The sequence below is a fragment of the Nonomuraea solani genome (assembly GCF_900108335.1).
Taxonomy (GTDB): domain Bacteria; phylum Actinomycetota; class Actinomycetes; order Streptosporangiales; family Streptosporangiaceae; genus Nonomuraea; species Nonomuraea solani.
In genome coordinates this window covers 97,682-112,312 of record NZ_FNVT01000023.1, presented here as the reverse complement: position 1 = coordinate 112,312, position 14,631 = coordinate 97,682, and the positions used below count along the sequence as shown (strand labels likewise).

Sequence of the window (14,631 nt, the reverse complement as noted above, 5' to 3'; positions counted from 1 at the left end):
TCACATCGGTGACAGGCGGCCTCAAGCTGAGAAGCGGGGGGTCATGCGGGAACCGTTGGCGATCGTGGGCGTCGGCTGCCGTCTGCCGGGCGGCATCGAAGATCTGGAGAGCTTGTGGGAGGCGCTGGTCGCCGGAAGCGATCTGGTGACGGAGGTGCCTCCCGATCGGTTCGATCCGGCGTGGTTCGTCGATCGCACGACCAGGCGGCACGGCAAGAGCTACACCGCACATGGGGCGTTCCTGGACGATCTTTCCGGATTCGACGCCGGCTACTTCGGGATCGCGCCGAAGGAGGCCGACCGGCTCGACCCGCAGCAGCGGCTGATGCTGGAGCTCGCCGTCGAGGCCCTCGACGACGCCGCCATCGACCCGGCCGGCCTCGCCGGGTCCGACACCGCGGTGTTCGTGGGCGTGTTCAACGGCGACTACGGCAACCTCCAGTGCCGCGATCCCGCGAGCCTCAACGCCTACTCGGTCGCCGGATGGACCTTCGGCAACACCGCCAACCGGGTCTCCTACTGCCTGGATCTGCGCGGTCCCAGCCTGGGCCTCGACACCGCCTGCTCCTCCGCGCTGGTCGCGCTGCACGAAGCGGCCCAGGCCGTACGCTCAGGGGAGTGCGGGATCGCCCTGGCCGGTGGCGTCAACGTGCTGCTCGACCCGACCTCGTTCGTCGGGCTGTCCCAGGCGTCCATGCTCTCGGCCCGCGGCAGGTGCCAGGCCTTCTCCGCCGGCGCCGACGGTTACGTGCGCGGTGAGGGCGCGGGCATGGTCGTGCTCAAGACGCTCGCCGACGCGCGGGCCGATGGCGACCGGATCCACGCCGTCCTGCTCGACACCGGCACCAACGCCGACGGCCGCACGCTCGGCCTGACCCACCCGGGCGTCGAGAGCCAGGCGCGGCTCCTCCAGACGATCTACGCGGACGTCGATGTGGACGACCTGGTCTACTGGGAGGCGCACGGCACCGGCACGCCGGTCGGAGATCCCGTCGAATGCGAGGCGGTCGGCCGGGCCGTCGGGTCGCGCCGCTCGCCGGGCAACGCGCTCCCGATCGGTTCGATCAAGTCGAACATGGGACATCTGGAGTCGGCGGCGGGCATGGCGGGGCTGATGAAGGCGCTTCTGGTGCTGCGGCACGGGCAGATCCCGCCCTCGCTGCACGCCGAGGTGCTCAATCCGGCCATCGACTGGGAAGGGCTGAGCCTGTCGCCGGTCCGCGAGCAACGGCGCACCGCGCAGGTGGAGCCGGCGCTCGCCGGAGTGAGTTCCTTCGGGTTCGGCGGTGTCAACGCCCACGCCCTGCTGGCCGCGCCACCGGCCCCGCCGGACATATCCGGTACGGCGGGGCCGGTGGCGCGAGTCGTACCTCTGATCGTTTCCGGGCGGACCCCGGCCGCCGCGACGGAGCTGGCGCTGCGCGTGGCCGACCGGTGCGAGACGATGCGGCCCGAGCGGTTCTACGACCTGGCCTACACCCTCACCCGTCGCCGCGGCTTGCGCGAACACCGGGTGTCGGTGCTCGCCGCCGGCCCCGCGGAGGCCGCCGGGCTGCTGCGGGAGGCCCAGCCGGCCGCGGCGGCGCAGGATGGCAGGATCGCCGTCGCCTTCGGCGGCGCGGGCACCCCGTGGCCGGGCATGGCCGACGATCTCATGGCGGCGGATCCGGATTTCCGCGACACGATCAAGCACATCGGCAAGCTGCTGTCCAGGCACGTGACCTGGTCGCTGGAGGCCGAGATGGCCGTCCCGGCGAGCCGTTCCCGGCTGGCGACCGCCGAAGTCGGCCAGCCCGCGATCTTCGCCATGCAGATGGGAATCCTCCAAGTCCTGAAAAAGCGGGGCCTGGTGCCTGATGTTGTTTTCGGGCACAGCGTGGGAGAGATCGCCGCCGCCTGCGCGTCCGGAGCGCTCGACCTGGAGAACGCCGTCCTGCTCTGCGCCGAACGCGGCCGGGCCCAGCAGCCGGCCATGGGCCAGGGCGGCATGGCCGCGGTGGGCCTGCCCCCCGACCAGGCCGCGGAAGCCATCGAGCCCTACGACCTCGAGATCGCCGCGATCAACAGCGACCGTGACGTGACGGTCGCGGGCTCCGGTGAGGCGCTGGAGCGGCTGGAGGCGGAGCTGGCGGGCAAGGGCGTCTTCTTCCGGCGCCTCGCCGTGGACTTCGCCTTCCACAGCCGGGCCATGGACCCCGTCCAGGCCGGCCTGACCACGGCACTGGCCGGGCTGACACCCATGTCCCCGGCCATCCCGATGATCTCGACGGTCACCGGCCGGCCGGTCGACGGCCCCCTGGACGCCGCGTACTGGTGGCGCAACGTCCGTCAGCCGGTGCTCTTCGGCCAGGCGGCCGCCCACCTGGCGGACGCGGGCTTCCGCATCTTCCTGGAGGTCGGCCCGCACCCCGTCCTGCAGACCTACCTCAAGCGGGCCGGCCGGCAGGTCACCGTCCTGCCCACGTTGCGGCGCGGCAAGCCGGGCGCGCCGGCGGTCCGTACGGCTGTCGCCGCCCTGCTCGCCGCCGGCGCGAAAGCCGACTGGACGGCGTTCTTTCCCCGTCCAGGACGGGTGCTCGACCTGCCCGCCTACCCCTGGCAACGCGAACGCCACTGGAACGGCGAGGCCGCCTGGTGGGCGCCCCGCCTGGAGCACCCGCTGCTCGGAGCGCGTACGCAGGCGCTGGACCCGACGTGGAGCGCCCCGATGGACCCGGCCAGGGTGCCCTGGGTGAACGATCACCGGGTGGCCGGAGCCGTGGTGATCCCGGCGGTCGGGTTCGTCGAGATGGCTCTCGCGGCCGGCGCGGAGACGCTCGACGGCCCGGTCGAGGTGGTGGACATGGAGGTGCTGCGCCCGCTGACCATCCCCGAGAAGCAGGCCCCCCATGTCCAGGTCTCGGTCTCCGAGGGAGGAAGGGTGCGGATCGCCTCCAGGACCAGCGCGCAGGAGGAGTGGCAGGTGCACGCCCGATGCCGGGTGCGTCAGGCCGTCTCGGCAGCCGTACCAGAGGCACCGGACCCAGCGGTGGATACGGCGGTGGAGCTCGGAGCGGACGAGTATTACGCCCTCGCGACCCGGGCCGGCTTCGACTACGGGCCGGCGTTTCGTGGGGTGCGGAGTGTGCGCATCTCGGGCGCGCGATCGCTCGGGCACTACCGCTTCGCCGAACCGGCCGGCGCCTACCAGGCACATCCCGCGCTCGTCGACGCCGCCCTGCAGACCGGGCTGGCCATCCTATGGCAGCACGGCTTGTGGCAGCACGGCTTGTGGCAGGACGGCTTGTGGCAGCACGGCTTGTGGCAGGACGGCGACGAACCCGCCGCCTACGTCCCGGTCTCCTTCGAACGCGTCAGGCGATGGCGGCAGCCACCCGGCACGGGCCTGGTCCACGCCCTGCTCCGGCCGCAGACCGACCCGCGCGAGGCTGTCGTGGACTTCACCATCACCGACACCTCGGGGGTGGTCGTGATGGAGCTGACCGGTTGCCGGGTGCGCCGCCTGCCAGGGGAGGAGGCCCCCGCACGGCATGTGACCGTCCTGCGGGCGGCCCCGCGACCCGGTACGGCGGCCGGCGCGGGCATCGCCATGTCCGATCTGCTCGCCGCGGTGGAACCGCACCGCCTCGGCCTGCGCGAGCGGCTGCGGGCCCGCCGCGACCGGCACGCGCGGTTCATGACCGCCTACGGGCGGCTGGCCGCCCACTTCACCGTCCAGGCGATGCGTGACCTGGCCGGCGAGAGATGGAGCCTCGACGACCTGGTTTCAGCCGGGATGCGGCCGAAGTACCTCCGGCTCGCCCGTACCCTGTGCGCCCAGGCCGGCGAGCTGTGCGAGCCGGCGGGCGAAGGGGCCTGGCGGGCGATCGGCCGCCCCGACCCCGGCCCGATCTTCGCCGACGCCCTGTTCGAGTTCCCGGAATACGCGGCCGAGGTGCAGCTCCTCGGCCGATGCGGGCGGCACCTGACCGAGGTGCTGCGGGGCGCCAAGGATGCCGTCGAAGTCGTCTTCCCGCAGGGCGGGCTCCAGGCCGCCGAACATTTCTACGACAGCGGCCCAGTGCTGCGCCCCACCAATCTGCTGGCCCGATCCGTGCTCGGGGAGCTGGTCGCCGCCTGGCCCGCCGGCCGCCCGCTCCGCGTCCTGGAGGTGGGTGCCGGGACCGGCGGGATGACCGCCGCCCTCCTGCCCCTGCTGCCGCCCGAGCGAACCTGCTACACCTTCACCGACCTGTCCCCTGCCTTCCTCACCTCGGCGGCCGCCCGGTTCAAGGCCTTCGATTTCGTCGACTACCGCGTACTGGATCTGGAGGAGGATCTCCCAGAGCTGGAAGCGAGCTTCGACGTCGTCATCGCGGCCAACGTCGTGCACGCCACCACGGACCTGGAGGCGACGCTCGGCCGGATCGCCCACCTGCTGGACGATCACGGTTTCCTGTTGCTGGGTGAGACCCTCGACGCGGGCCCGACGACCATGATCTTCGGCCTGCTGGACGGCTGGTGGTCGGCCACCGACACCGCCCTGCGCCCCGGCGGCCCACTGATCCGGGCAGCCGACTGGCTGCGGCTGCTGCCGCGATGCCGGCTCGCGGAACCTGCCGAGCTGCGCGCGGAGGACGAACCGGCCGGCATCGACACCGCGCTCTTCCTGGCCACCCGCGAGCCGAGAGCCGAGGCGGCTCCCCCGGCGCCCCCGGCGCCCGTCACGGCCGTCACGCCCGTCACGGCCGTCGCGCCCGTCACGCTCAGCGCGCCCGTCGTCGCCGGCGGCTGGGTGATCGTCACCGAATCGGGCCGCGACCAGGCGCTGGCCGAAGCGGTGGCGGGCGAGCTGACCCGAGCGGGCGCCCAGGCCACCGTCTCCACCGGCCCGGGAAGCGCACGCCACGTCGTCTACCTCCTCGACGGCGACCACGCCGCGGCGGACGCCGACCCGGCCCACTGCGCGCAGCGGGTCGTCTCGGCCGCCACGACCTTCGGCGCGATCGCCGCCGCCCTGGCACCGGACTCCGCGCTCTGGCTCGTCACCCGCCCGTCGGGGACGTTCCCCGCTCCGGAACGGCCGGACTTCCCCGGCGACGCCGCCCTGTGGGGAGTCGCCCGCTGCGTGGTCAACGAGATGGCCGGGCTCACCGTACGGAAGATCTCCCTGGAGCGTGGCGCACGCGACGCCGAGCGGCTCGTGGCCGAGCTGCTCGCGCAGGACGAAGAGGACGAGGTGGTGCTGACCGCCCACGGCCGGTTCGTACCGCGGCTGCGCCCGGCGCCGGAACCCGCCGCGAGCGGCGCCGAGCCGCGCGTCCTGCGGCTGCGCAACCAGGGCTCGGCCTATCGCCTGGACTGGGCGCCCATGGCCGTACCCGTGCCGGGCCCCGGCCAGGTGACGATCGAGGTCCGGGCGGCGGGCGTCAACTACCGCAACGTGCTCTGGGCGCTGGGCAGGCTGCCCGCCGACGCGGCGGGCGGGCCCAGCCACGAACGGGTCTACGGCTTCGACTGCGCCGGAGTGGTGACCGCGGTCGGCGCGCAGGTCCAGGACCTCGCTCCCGGCGACCGCGTCTTCGCCACCGCCGAACACCCGCTCGCCTCGCACGTCGTACTGGAGCGTGCCGCGCTGGCCCGCATTCCGGACACCATGGGGTACGGCGAGGCCGCCACGCTGCCCGTGGCCTTTCTGACCGTCCGCCTCGCTCTCGCGGATGATGCCGTACGGCTCGCGCCGGACGAGACGGTGCTGGTGCACGGCGCCTCCGGTGGCGTGGGCCTGGCCGCGATCCAGCACGCCAAGCTGGCCGGAGCCCGGGTGATCGCGACCGCGAGCACTCCCGGCAAGCGCGACCTGCTCAGGATGCTGGGCGTCGACCACGTCCTGGACTCACGCAGCCTGCGCTTCGCCGCCGAGGTCAGAGCCATCACCGCCGGCCGGGGCGTGGACGTGGTGCTGAACTCGCTCGCGGGCGACGGCCTGGCCCGCGGAGTGGAGCTGCTGCGTCCCCGTGGCCGCTTCGTCGAGCTGGGCAAGCACGATCTCTTCTCCGACGGCAGGCTGGCGCTGAGCCTGCTCCGCGGCAACATCTCGTTCGTCACCGTCGATCTCAAGCAGATCGCCGAACGGGTGCCCGACGTGGCGTACCGGCAGTTCGAGGAGATCGCGCGCCTGGTCGCGGCGGGCACATATCGGGCACTCCCGTACCGGAGCTTCCCGGAAGAGCGCGTCACCGAGGCCTTCGATCAGATGCGGCATTCCCGGCATATCGGCAAGCTCATCATCGAGTTCGAGCCGTCGGCACCGACCGCGGAACCGCGCATACTGGATCCGCGCGGGCTGGATCCGGGCGCGGTCTATCTGGTCACCGGCGGGCTGGGCGGGTTCGGCGCGCAGGCGGCACACTGGCTGGCACGACAGGGTGCGAAGCGGATCGCACTCACCAGCAGGCGCGGCCTGGACGGGCCGGAGGCGCGCCAGACCGTGGCGTCGCTGACCGCGCTGGGCGTGGAGGTGACCGCGCACCGGGCCGACGTCACCGACCTGGAGGCGATGCGCGCGATAACCGGACCCGAGGTCAAGGGCGTGGTGCACGCGGCGATGGTGCTCCAGGACGCGCCGCTGACGGAGCTGACGCCGCAGCTCCTGCTGGCCGCGCTGGAGCCGAAGCTTCGCGGGGCGCTGGTGCTCGACCGGCTGGCACCGTCGGCGGAGCTGTTCGTGCTGTTCTCCTCGGTGACGGCGACGGTCGGCAACGTCAGGCAGGCCAACTACGCGGCCGGCAACCTGTTCTGCGAGGCCCTGGTCAGGGCCAGGCGAGCACGTGGCGCGAACGGTCTGGCGGTCGCCTGGGGAGCGGTCGGCGAGGTCGGCTACCTGGCGCGTACCAGCGAGGCCGAGGCGTTCGTCGCCCGGTGGACCAGCCCGATGAAGCCGGCCAAGGCGCTGCCGGCGCTCGGCGAGCTCCTCGCCCAGGACCTGGACGTCGCCCTGGTCGGCTCGGTCGACTGGGACAGTGCCCGTCTCCTGTTCCCCTCGCTGGACGGACCCAGGTTCTCCGCCGTGCGCTCGGCCGGCCCGGCCGCGCCGGCCGCGGACCTGCGCGAGCTGGTGCTGGCCGGTGACGAGGCCGAGTCGCTGGTCACCGACGCCGTCACCCGGCTGCTGGCCGGAGTGCTGCAGGCGGAACCCGCCGACATCGCGCCACAGCGACCGCTGGACGAGCTCGGCATCGACTCCCTGATGCGAGCCGAGCTGCAGGGGGCGATCTGGCGCACTCTCGGCTGCGACATCCCGATCATGGCCATCGGACCGGGTACCAGCGCGGGCGAGCTGGCCCGGCAGGTCCTCACCCGGATGCGTGCCCGGTGAGCGTTCTGGTGACAGGGGCCACCGGATTTCTCGGCGGCCACCTGTGCGCGCTGCTGCTGCGATCGGAGCGGGTCTGCTGCGTGGTGCGGGGCCGTACCGACAAAGGAGCGGACGAACGGTTGCGCGCCCATCTCACCAGGCTGGGCGGGCCGTTCGACCCGGAACGGCTGACGGTGGTGCGCGGCAACCTGAGCCTGCCCCGCATGGGCCTGTCCGCCGCCGTTTACACCAGGCTGGCCGAGCGGGTGGAGACGGTCTACCACTGCGCGGCAACGGTGAACCTGGCCGCCTCGTACGAGCATCTCGTCCCGGGCAACGTGACCGCGACGCAGGAGGTCGTCCGGTTCGCCCGCCACCGCAGAACCAAGGCGCTCCATCACGTCTCCTCCATCGCGGTCTTCGCCGCGGCCCGCGAGCTGGGCTGCGCGGAGGTGGACGAAACCACGGAGCCGATCCTGGCGATGAGTGGCAGATTCGGTTACAGCCAGGCGAAGTTCCGCGGCGAAGAACACGTGCGCCTGGCCGCCGCCGAAGGCCTGCCTGTCACCATCTACCGGCCGGGCGCCATCCTCGGGCACAGCCGCGACTGGCAGTTCTCCGACACCGACCTGTGGACCCGGCTGGTCCGCGCCGCCGTCGAGGTGGGCGCGGCCCCGGACAGCCCGGCCACCATGCCGGGAGCGCCCGTCGACCACACCGCCGCCATGATCGTCGAACTGTCCCGGTCGCCCGACGCGGCCGGGCAGGTCTTCCACCCCAACCACCTGGAGCCGATCCCGGTCGGCTCCGTCTTCGACCAGGTGCGAGCGGCCGGCTACGACCTCCCGGCCATCGATCCGGCCGGCTGGAAGCAGCAGTTGCTACGCCATGCCCACCTGCCGGCCGCCGGACTGGTCCTGGCTTGCTGGGCGGGCATCGCCTACATGGTGGTCCCCGAGCGCCGCTACCTGCCTCCACACTCTCGCGCGCAACTCACGACCTCGGCGGCGCCACTACCGGAGCCCGCGCTCGACCAGGCGTACTTCGCCCGGATGATGGCGGGCATCGCGGAACGAGGCTACATCCCGAGGGCGTGACCACGACCGCGCTCAGTCACCGCAACCGTCCATGTTTGAGGCGGCGACGCACAAGCCGAGGAAGACCCGCTCATCATGCTCGACAACTGTCCGTTCGACGAGGTCGTCTGCCTGGAGGGCGCCGCGGCTGATCTCCATCTGGGAGAAGAGTGAGCGCCAGGACTTCCTGATGGCGTTCCTTGGGATGGGAGTAGGTGCTGGAGCAAGCGCGCCGATCGGAGTTGAGGTGGCGAGCCCGCACCTCGGCAATCACCTCCAGCCAAGCGGGAGGTTCGGAGACACCAGAGCCCAGGGCCCGGATCCAACCCACTGCTACGCCTTGCGCGCCAATGAGGTCGCGGAACGGGGCCACTGCATCCATGAATTGCCTGCCAGTAGACCCGGATCGGCGACGCTCCTGGTCGGGCAGGGTGTTGTCGGCCCACCGCTTCGGTGGTCAGCGGGTGGGCCGACTGGACGCCGCAGGCGTCGGGGGAGGCGCCTGAATATGGGCGCGTAGCGCTCCCCGGCGAAGTCCTTTTGGACGGCCCCGTCCCCCGGTCTGTGGACCTACTGGCGGCGGGCTCGGGTCAACAGCCACAGGAGCAACGGGGCTCCCAAGGCGCCTGTGACCACGCCGACCGGGAGTTCTACGTCCGGGATCAGCAGGCGGGCTATCAGGTCGGCGGTCAGGATCAAGAAGGCGCCGGTCAAGCCTGAGGCCAACGGTGGGGGGCTGGCTGATTGGGAGAGGCGTTGGGCTATCTGAGGGGCGGCGAGGGCTACGAAGGCGACCGGGCCTGCCGCCGCCGTGCCGAAGGCGACCAGCGCGACTCCTGTCATCAGCATGGACAGGCGGGCTGTCTGGACTCGGGCGCCCAGGACGGTCGCCACCTCGTCGCCCAACTGGAGGACTCGGGTCCACTGGTTCAGGAGGAGGGTGAAAGGGATCAGGAGGGCCAGGGCGATGGCCAGGGGGGTGACGTGGTCCCAGGTGCGGCCGTTCAGGTTGCCGAACAGCCAGCCGAGGGCCTGCTGGGCCTGGAAGTCGCCGCTGATGACCATGAGGTACTCGGTGGCGCTCGTGCAGATCCACGACAGGCCGATGCCGACCAGGACGATGCGGCCGCCCGTCGTGCCGCGCCGGTATGCCAGCAGGTACGTCACCAGCGCCGCCGCCACCGCCCCGGCAAAGCCCAGCAGGTGCAGGCCGGAGCCGACTCCGAGGACGAGCCCGGCCACCACCGCCACTCCGGCTCCCTGGGTGACGCCGATCATGTCGGGGCTGGCCAGCGGGTTGCGGGTCATCGTCTGGAACAGGGCGCCCGACAGGCCGAACGCGACGCCCGCCAGGAGGCCGGTCAGTGCCCTGGGCAGGCGCAACTCCTGGACGACGAACGCCGTGCCCTGGTCGCCCGTGCCGAGCAGCGACTGTACGACCTCGCCGAGGCCGAGCTGGATCTCCCCGAGCCCGATTCCCAGGCAGAAGGCCAGGAACGCGGCGGCGGCGGTGGCCAGGCAGACCAGGATGACGCGCGGGCGCAGCACACCGGAGATCGGCGGCATGGTCAGCCGGAAGGCAATGGCTCTGCTTGTCCGCCCGAAGGTGACAGGCTCCCGGTTCATCCCCCCGAAGGTGACGGGCTCCCGGTTCGTCCGCCCGAAGGGTGCCTCGGGGAGCGCCTCTGGAGGCGCTGTGGCGGCGCGAGCGCGGGATTCCGGCTCGGATGCCTCGCCGGAGGCCGCCCCTGAACGCATCTGGGATGCCTCCTCTGCGAAAGCCCCAGAAGACGCCTCAGCAGACGCCTCCGAAAAGGCATCAGCCGACGTGTCCGAAGGTGCGGGGCCGCTCGTTGGTTCACGCATCACAACTCCGCGAGTCGCCGGCGGCGGGCCAGGATGACGAAGAACGGGCCGCCGATGAACGCCACCAGCAACCCCGCCTGCACCTCGATCGGCGGCGCGACCACCCGCCCCACCACGTCGGCCGTCAACAGCAGACAGGGCCCGAGCAGCGCCGCCACCGGCAGCAGCAGCCGGTGGTCGGCCTCCGAGCCGCCGCCCCGCCCGGCGAGGGCCCGCGCCACATACGGCACGACGAGCCCGACGAAGACGACAGGCCCGATGGCCGCCACGGCGGACCCGGTGAGGAGCATGACGGCGACGGCGCCCTGGATGCGTACCAGACCGACCTTGCGGCCCAGGCCGCGGGCCACGTCGTCGCCGAGCGCCAGGCTGTTGAGGGCGGAGCCGCAGGTGAGCGCCAGTACGGCCCCCACGGCCACGAACGGCAGGAGCTGCGGCAGCAGTTGCCCGCCCGCGCCCGACAGCGACCCCGCCGACCAGAACCGGTACCTGCTCAGCGACTCCGGGTCCACCAGCACGAACGCGCTGGTCACCGAGCTGAGCAGGAAGGTGACCGCGACCCCGGCCAGCGCCAGCTTGACCGGGGTCATGCCGTCGCGGCCGAGCCCGGCCAGGCCGTACACGAGGACGCTGGCCACCAGCGCCCCCGCGAACGCGAACCACACGAACCCGGCCGGGGCCGCCACTCCCGCCACGCCGATGGCCAGGACGACGGCGAACGACGCCCCGGCGCTGACGCCCAGGATGCCCGGGTCGGCCAGGGGGTTGCGGGTGAGCGCCTGCATGAGGGCGCCCGACAGCGCGAGCGCCGCCCCGGCCAGGATGCCGACGAGGGTGCGCGGGACGCGTACCGCCCAGACGACGTCGAGGACGTCCTGGTCGGTCACGGTTCCCATCAGCGCCCCGATCACCTGGTCGGGCGGGACCGCCCGCGCGCCGAGCGACAGTGAGAGCAGGCACACCACGATCAGCGCGACGGCGGCGGCCCCGAGGGCTTTCACGACGTCTTGGTGCCCGGGTCGCCGTCCACCGCGGCCGCGAGGCGCGGGACGAGGGTGTCGAGCACGTACGGAACGCTGAGCACGGTGAGGAAGGCGACCGCGTCGCTCGGCGGGGTGTTCTCCGGCAGGTAGACCTCGCGGCCCTCCTTCACCACGTCGAGACCCTTGTAAACGCTGTCGCCGTGCAGCGTGGCCTCGCCCTTGGCGGTGTCGGTCACGCTCCAGACGATCACGCCGGTGTCGACCAGGTCGAGCCGTTCCCTGCTGATGTTGGCGCCGAACTTGTCGCCGATGGCCTTGTCGAGGTCGTCGGGGAGCTTGAAGCCGAGCGAGCCGAGCAGGCGGTTGCGCGGGTCCTGGCTGCCGAAGATGAAGTAGCCCTCGTACAGGGTGGCCATGAGGCCGGTGGCCTCCTTGAACTCGGGGTGCTCCTGCTGGACCTTGGTGAAGCGGGCCTCGACGTCCTTGACCAGTTGGTCGGCGTCGGCGGGCTTGCCGACGGCGGCGCCGACCTTCTTGGTGACCTCCTGCCACGGGATGCCGTAGTCGATGTACTCCTTGGGCTGGGCGACGGTCGGCGCGATCTTCGACAGCGTCTCGTACTGCTCCTTGGTCAGCCCGGAGTACAGGCCCAGGATCAGGTCGGGCTTGAGCGCCGCGATCTTCTCGAACTGCGGGCCGCTGCCGGTGTCCTTGAGCACCGTCGGCAGGGCGGCACCGCCGAGCTTGCCCTTGGCCCACTCACCGATCGCGCCGGGGTAGTTGCCGAACCACTCCGTGGTGCCCACCGGAACGATACCGAGGGCGAGCAGTGAGTCCTGCTCCAGGAGACCTACGGTGACGACGCGCTTGGGGGCGGCCGTGATCGTGGTGCTGCCGTACTTGTGCGGCAATGTCACGGGAAAGGCCCCCGCGGCACCGGACGTGGCCGGGGCGGCGGCAGGCGTGGCCGTGGGTGCTGTCGAGCCGCAGCCCACGATGGTGATCAGTACGAGCGCCACAAGGGCGAGTACGCGGGTCAAGTACGGCTCCTCTAACGTTAAGGCACCTAAATAAGGCGAGCCTAACCTTAGCGATGGGAGCCGATCAACGCCAACGGCGGGACACGGCTGACTTGTTCGGCAGCCGTGTCACCTTGGACATCAGGGCCGGACGGCCCTATCCCCCTCAGTGGTGCTGAGGCTTGCGATGCGGTACGTGCTCGGCGGTGCCGATGTGGTTACGCTGCTTGCGCATCCCGGCCAGTCCCAGCAGGCCGAGCAGGCCCAGAAGGCCCCACATTCCGGCGTTTCCGCCGCCCTCGTCCCTCATCTCGTTCTGCGGTGCCGGTGTGACCTGGCTCTGCCCGACGGGCGCGACCGGCGTGTCGGCCGACGCCGCGGCGGCCGGGACCAGCGTCAAGAAGAACGCCAGGCCCAGCCCGGTGAGCGTCTTGCGCATTGGGTTCCCCCGATCCGGCGGTCTCTGTCGAAACCGCGGAGACCGCCTTTCACGCCTTCCGTGGAAGGCTTCCGATAGCGGGGCGATCTCCATTTCCCCTGCTAAGCAGGCCCCTACCATCGTCAGGGGTGCATCAAACCCGCACGCACCTGAGCCTCGACGCTCCGCGCCAGCGCGGCGCGTTCCCCCGATGGATGTACGGGCGCCAGCAGGGTCACCTCGACGGTCAGCCGGCGGGTGGCGGTCACCCGCAGGATGGAGGCGAGCAGCGAGTCGTCGCCCACGAAACCGGCTCGCGTCGAGGACTCGCCGCCTTCGCGGTAGCGCAGCGTGACCGGGCGGACGGTGGCGCCCGCGTCGATGGCCGCCTGGAACACGGCCGGCCGGAACCCGCCCATCCCGCGCCCGCACCACGTGGTGCCCTCGGGAAAGGCCACCACCGTGTCCCCCGCCCTGAGCGCACCGGCGACGGCGGCCACGGCGGACGGCAGCGCGTAGAGCCGTTCTCTGTCGATGAACAGCGCCCCGGCCCCGGCGACCAGCGTGCGGACGATCGGCCAGCCGGCGACCTCCCGCTTGGCCAGCGGCTTGGACGGCACCGTGGCCGCGATGACCAGGGGGTCCAGCCAGGACACGTGGTTGGCGACCAGCAGCGCCCCTCCCCCGCCGGCCTCCTGGGCGCCGCCGACCCGGAGGCGGAGGCCGAGCGCGCGCAGGAGCGTCCGGGCCCACGCCCCCGTGATCCGGGCCCGGCGGGCGGCCGAGCAGCCCCGGCCCGCCAGGGCCAGCGGCACACCGGCGAGCACCACGAGAAGCGCGCCCAGGAACCGGGCCGCCTGCCGGACACGACCGGCGACGGCCACCGCGGGCGCCATGCAGGTGGCGGGTGTGCAGGGACTGAGCGGCCGCCAGGGATTGCCCCGCGCGGCGACCGCGGGCGACGGAAAGGGGTCCCCCACCGCAGGTGGCGGAAGGGCAACCGCCCGGTGGTCCCGCTCGAAAACGACCGTGCTCACGGCAGCCGCCCGGCAGGCGGCTCGTTCAGGAAGTGGCGCAGGTAGCGGGTGTTCACGTTCGCCATCGACAGCAGCAGGAAGAAGTCCGCCGTACCGAAGTCCCGGTCGTGGGCGGGCTCCCCGCACACCCACGCCCCCAGCCGCAGATATCCCCGCATCAGCGCGGGCGCCACGAACCGGTCGGGCAGGGCCACGCCGCGCCCCCGCCACGGCGTACGCGGCGTCACCCGGTACTGCTCCGGCCCCAGCGGCACCCGGTCCACCACCGCGGCCGCCAGCGCGCCCCGGTCGTCGAGGGGCACCGAGCAGCAGCCGGCCAGCCACTGGTGGCCGCCGGACACCATGTAGCGGGCGATCCCGGCCCACATCAGCGCCACCACGGTGCCGTTGCGGTGGTCGGGGTGCACGCAGGTGCGGCCGGCCTCGACCAGGCCCTTGCGCAGGGGCGCGAGGGCGGAGAGGTCGAACTCGCCGTCGGAGTAGAGCCGCTCGGCCCGCCCCGGGGGCAGCAGCCGGTAGGTTCCGACGACCTCGCGGCCGTCGCGGACGAGGAGATGGTCGCAGTAGGCGTCGAACCGGTCCACGTCGAGGCCGGAGACGGGGCTGTCGAGCCGCGCCCCCATCTCCTCGGCGAAGACCGCGTACCTGAGCCGCTGGGCCGCCTGCAGGTCGGCGGCGCTCATGGCCAGGCCGACCGTGTACCGACCGGTGTCAACAGAGATCGTCATGGGCGCGTGTTCCTTCCCTGGAGCCCTGAAGCCCTGATGGGGGGTCTCGCGCCTATCGTCGCCATGCCGACATGACGGCCGTGTCTCTCACCGGGGGCGTCCAGGCGTCGTCGTGATGAACCTGCCCCGCACGCCGAAAAGGCGGCCCAAAAACCGGTTTCTCCTCCG

At 72.2% G+C, this 14,631-nt stretch carries 9 protein-coding genes; 2 read left to right on the top strand and 7 right to left on the bottom strand.

All coding sequences use genetic code 11. The features are described 5' to 3' along the window. The first annotated feature begins 43 nt into the window (after window positions 1-43). Both C4V41_RS49865 and C4V41_RS49860 read left to right on the top strand, forming a co-directional pair. Complete coding sequence (locus C4V41_RS49865) at window positions 44-7,357, top strand: type I polyketide synthase (RefSeq protein WP_103963104.1); 7,314 nt, start codon at window positions 44-46, stop codon at window positions 7,355-7,357. Continuing rightward, a complete protein-coding gene (locus C4V41_RS49860; protein WP_160150669.1) occupies window positions 7,354-8,433 on the top strand; it encodes a thioester reductase domain-containing protein in 1,080 nt (359 codons plus the stop codon). The genes C4V41_RS49865 and C4V41_RS49860 overlap by 4 nt, the downstream gene beginning before the upstream one ends. A 12-nt stretch (window positions 8,434-8,445) precedes the next feature. On the opposite strand, the gene C4V41_RS65635 is transcribed toward C4V41_RS49860, so the two are convergent. The 7 genes from C4V41_RS65635 to C4V41_RS49830 all read right to left on the bottom strand — a co-directional run bounded on the left by C4V41_RS65635 (window position 8,446) and on the right by C4V41_RS49830 (window position 14,463). Beyond that, a complete protein-coding gene (locus C4V41_RS65635) occupies window positions 8,446-8,571 on the bottom strand; it encodes a hypothetical protein (RefSeq protein WP_268808868.1) in 126 nt (41 codons plus the stop codon). Window positions 8,572-8,982: 411 nt separating this feature from the next. After that, entirely contained in the window at window positions 8,983-10,038 is a 1,056-nt protein-coding gene (locus C4V41_RS49855) for a FecCD family ABC transporter permease (protein ID WP_103963141.1), read from the bottom strand. 239 nt (window positions 10,039-10,277) lie between these two features. Then, window positions 10,278-11,279: a FecCD family ABC transporter permease gene (locus C4V41_RS49850; RefSeq protein ID WP_103963102.1), complete on the bottom strand. Its 1,002-nt coding sequence runs from the start codon at window positions 11,277-11,279 to the stop codon at window positions 10,278-10,280. Beyond that, window positions 11,276-12,301 carry an iron-siderophore ABC transporter substrate-binding protein gene (locus C4V41_RS49845; RefSeq protein WP_103963101.1) on the bottom strand — a complete coding sequence of 342 codons (1,026 nt, stop codon included), beginning with the start codon at window positions 12,299-12,301 and terminating at the stop codon, window positions 11,276-11,278. Before C4V41_RS49845 ends, C4V41_RS49850 begins: the two co-directional genes overlap by 4 nt. Before the next feature lie 145 nt (window positions 12,302-12,446). After that, window positions 12,447-12,719: a WGxxGxxG family protein gene (locus C4V41_RS49840; RefSeq protein WP_103963100.1), complete on the bottom strand. Its 273-nt coding sequence runs from the start codon at window positions 12,717-12,719 to the stop codon at window positions 12,447-12,449. Window positions 12,720-12,841: 122 nt separating this feature from the next. Beyond that, window positions 12,842-13,594 (bottom strand): lysophospholipid acyltransferase family protein, encoded by a 753-nt coding sequence (locus C4V41_RS49835; protein ID WP_103963140.1) that lies wholly within the window; start codon window positions 13,592-13,594, stop codon window positions 12,842-12,844. A gap of 137 nt (window positions 13,595-13,731) precedes the next feature. Then, entirely contained in the window at window positions 13,732-14,463 is a 732-nt protein-coding gene (locus tag C4V41_RS49830; RefSeq protein WP_103963099.1) for a GNAT family N-acetyltransferase, read from the bottom strand. Between the last annotated feature and the right edge of the window lie 168 nt (window positions 14,464-14,631).

Excerpts from the sequence above, each read along its gene's own strand:
- C4V41_RS49865 (WP_103963104.1), top strand. The coding sequence starts at position 44 with ATGCGGGAACCGTTGGCGATCGTGGGCGTCGGCTGCCGTCTGCCGGGC.
- C4V41_RS65635 (WP_268808868.1), bottom strand. The coding sequence starts at position 8,571 with ATGGAGATCAGCCGCGGCGCCCTCCAGGCAGACGACCTCGTCGAACGG.
- C4V41_RS49855 (WP_103963141.1), bottom strand. The coding sequence starts at position 10,038 with ATGAACCGGGAGCCTGTCACCTTCGGGCGGACAAGCAGAGCCATTGCC.
- C4V41_RS49840 (WP_103963100.1), bottom strand. The coding sequence starts at position 12,719 with ATGCGCAAGACGCTCACCGGGCTGGGCCTGGCGTTCTTCTTGACGCTG.
- C4V41_RS49835 (WP_103963140.1), bottom strand. The coding sequence starts at position 13,594 with ATGGCGCCCGCGGTGGCCGTCGCCGGTCGTGTCCGGCAGGCGGCCCGG.
- C4V41_RS49830 (WP_103963099.1), bottom strand. The coding sequence starts at position 14,463 with ATGACGATCTCTGTTGACACCGGTCGGTACACGGTCGGCCTGGCCATG.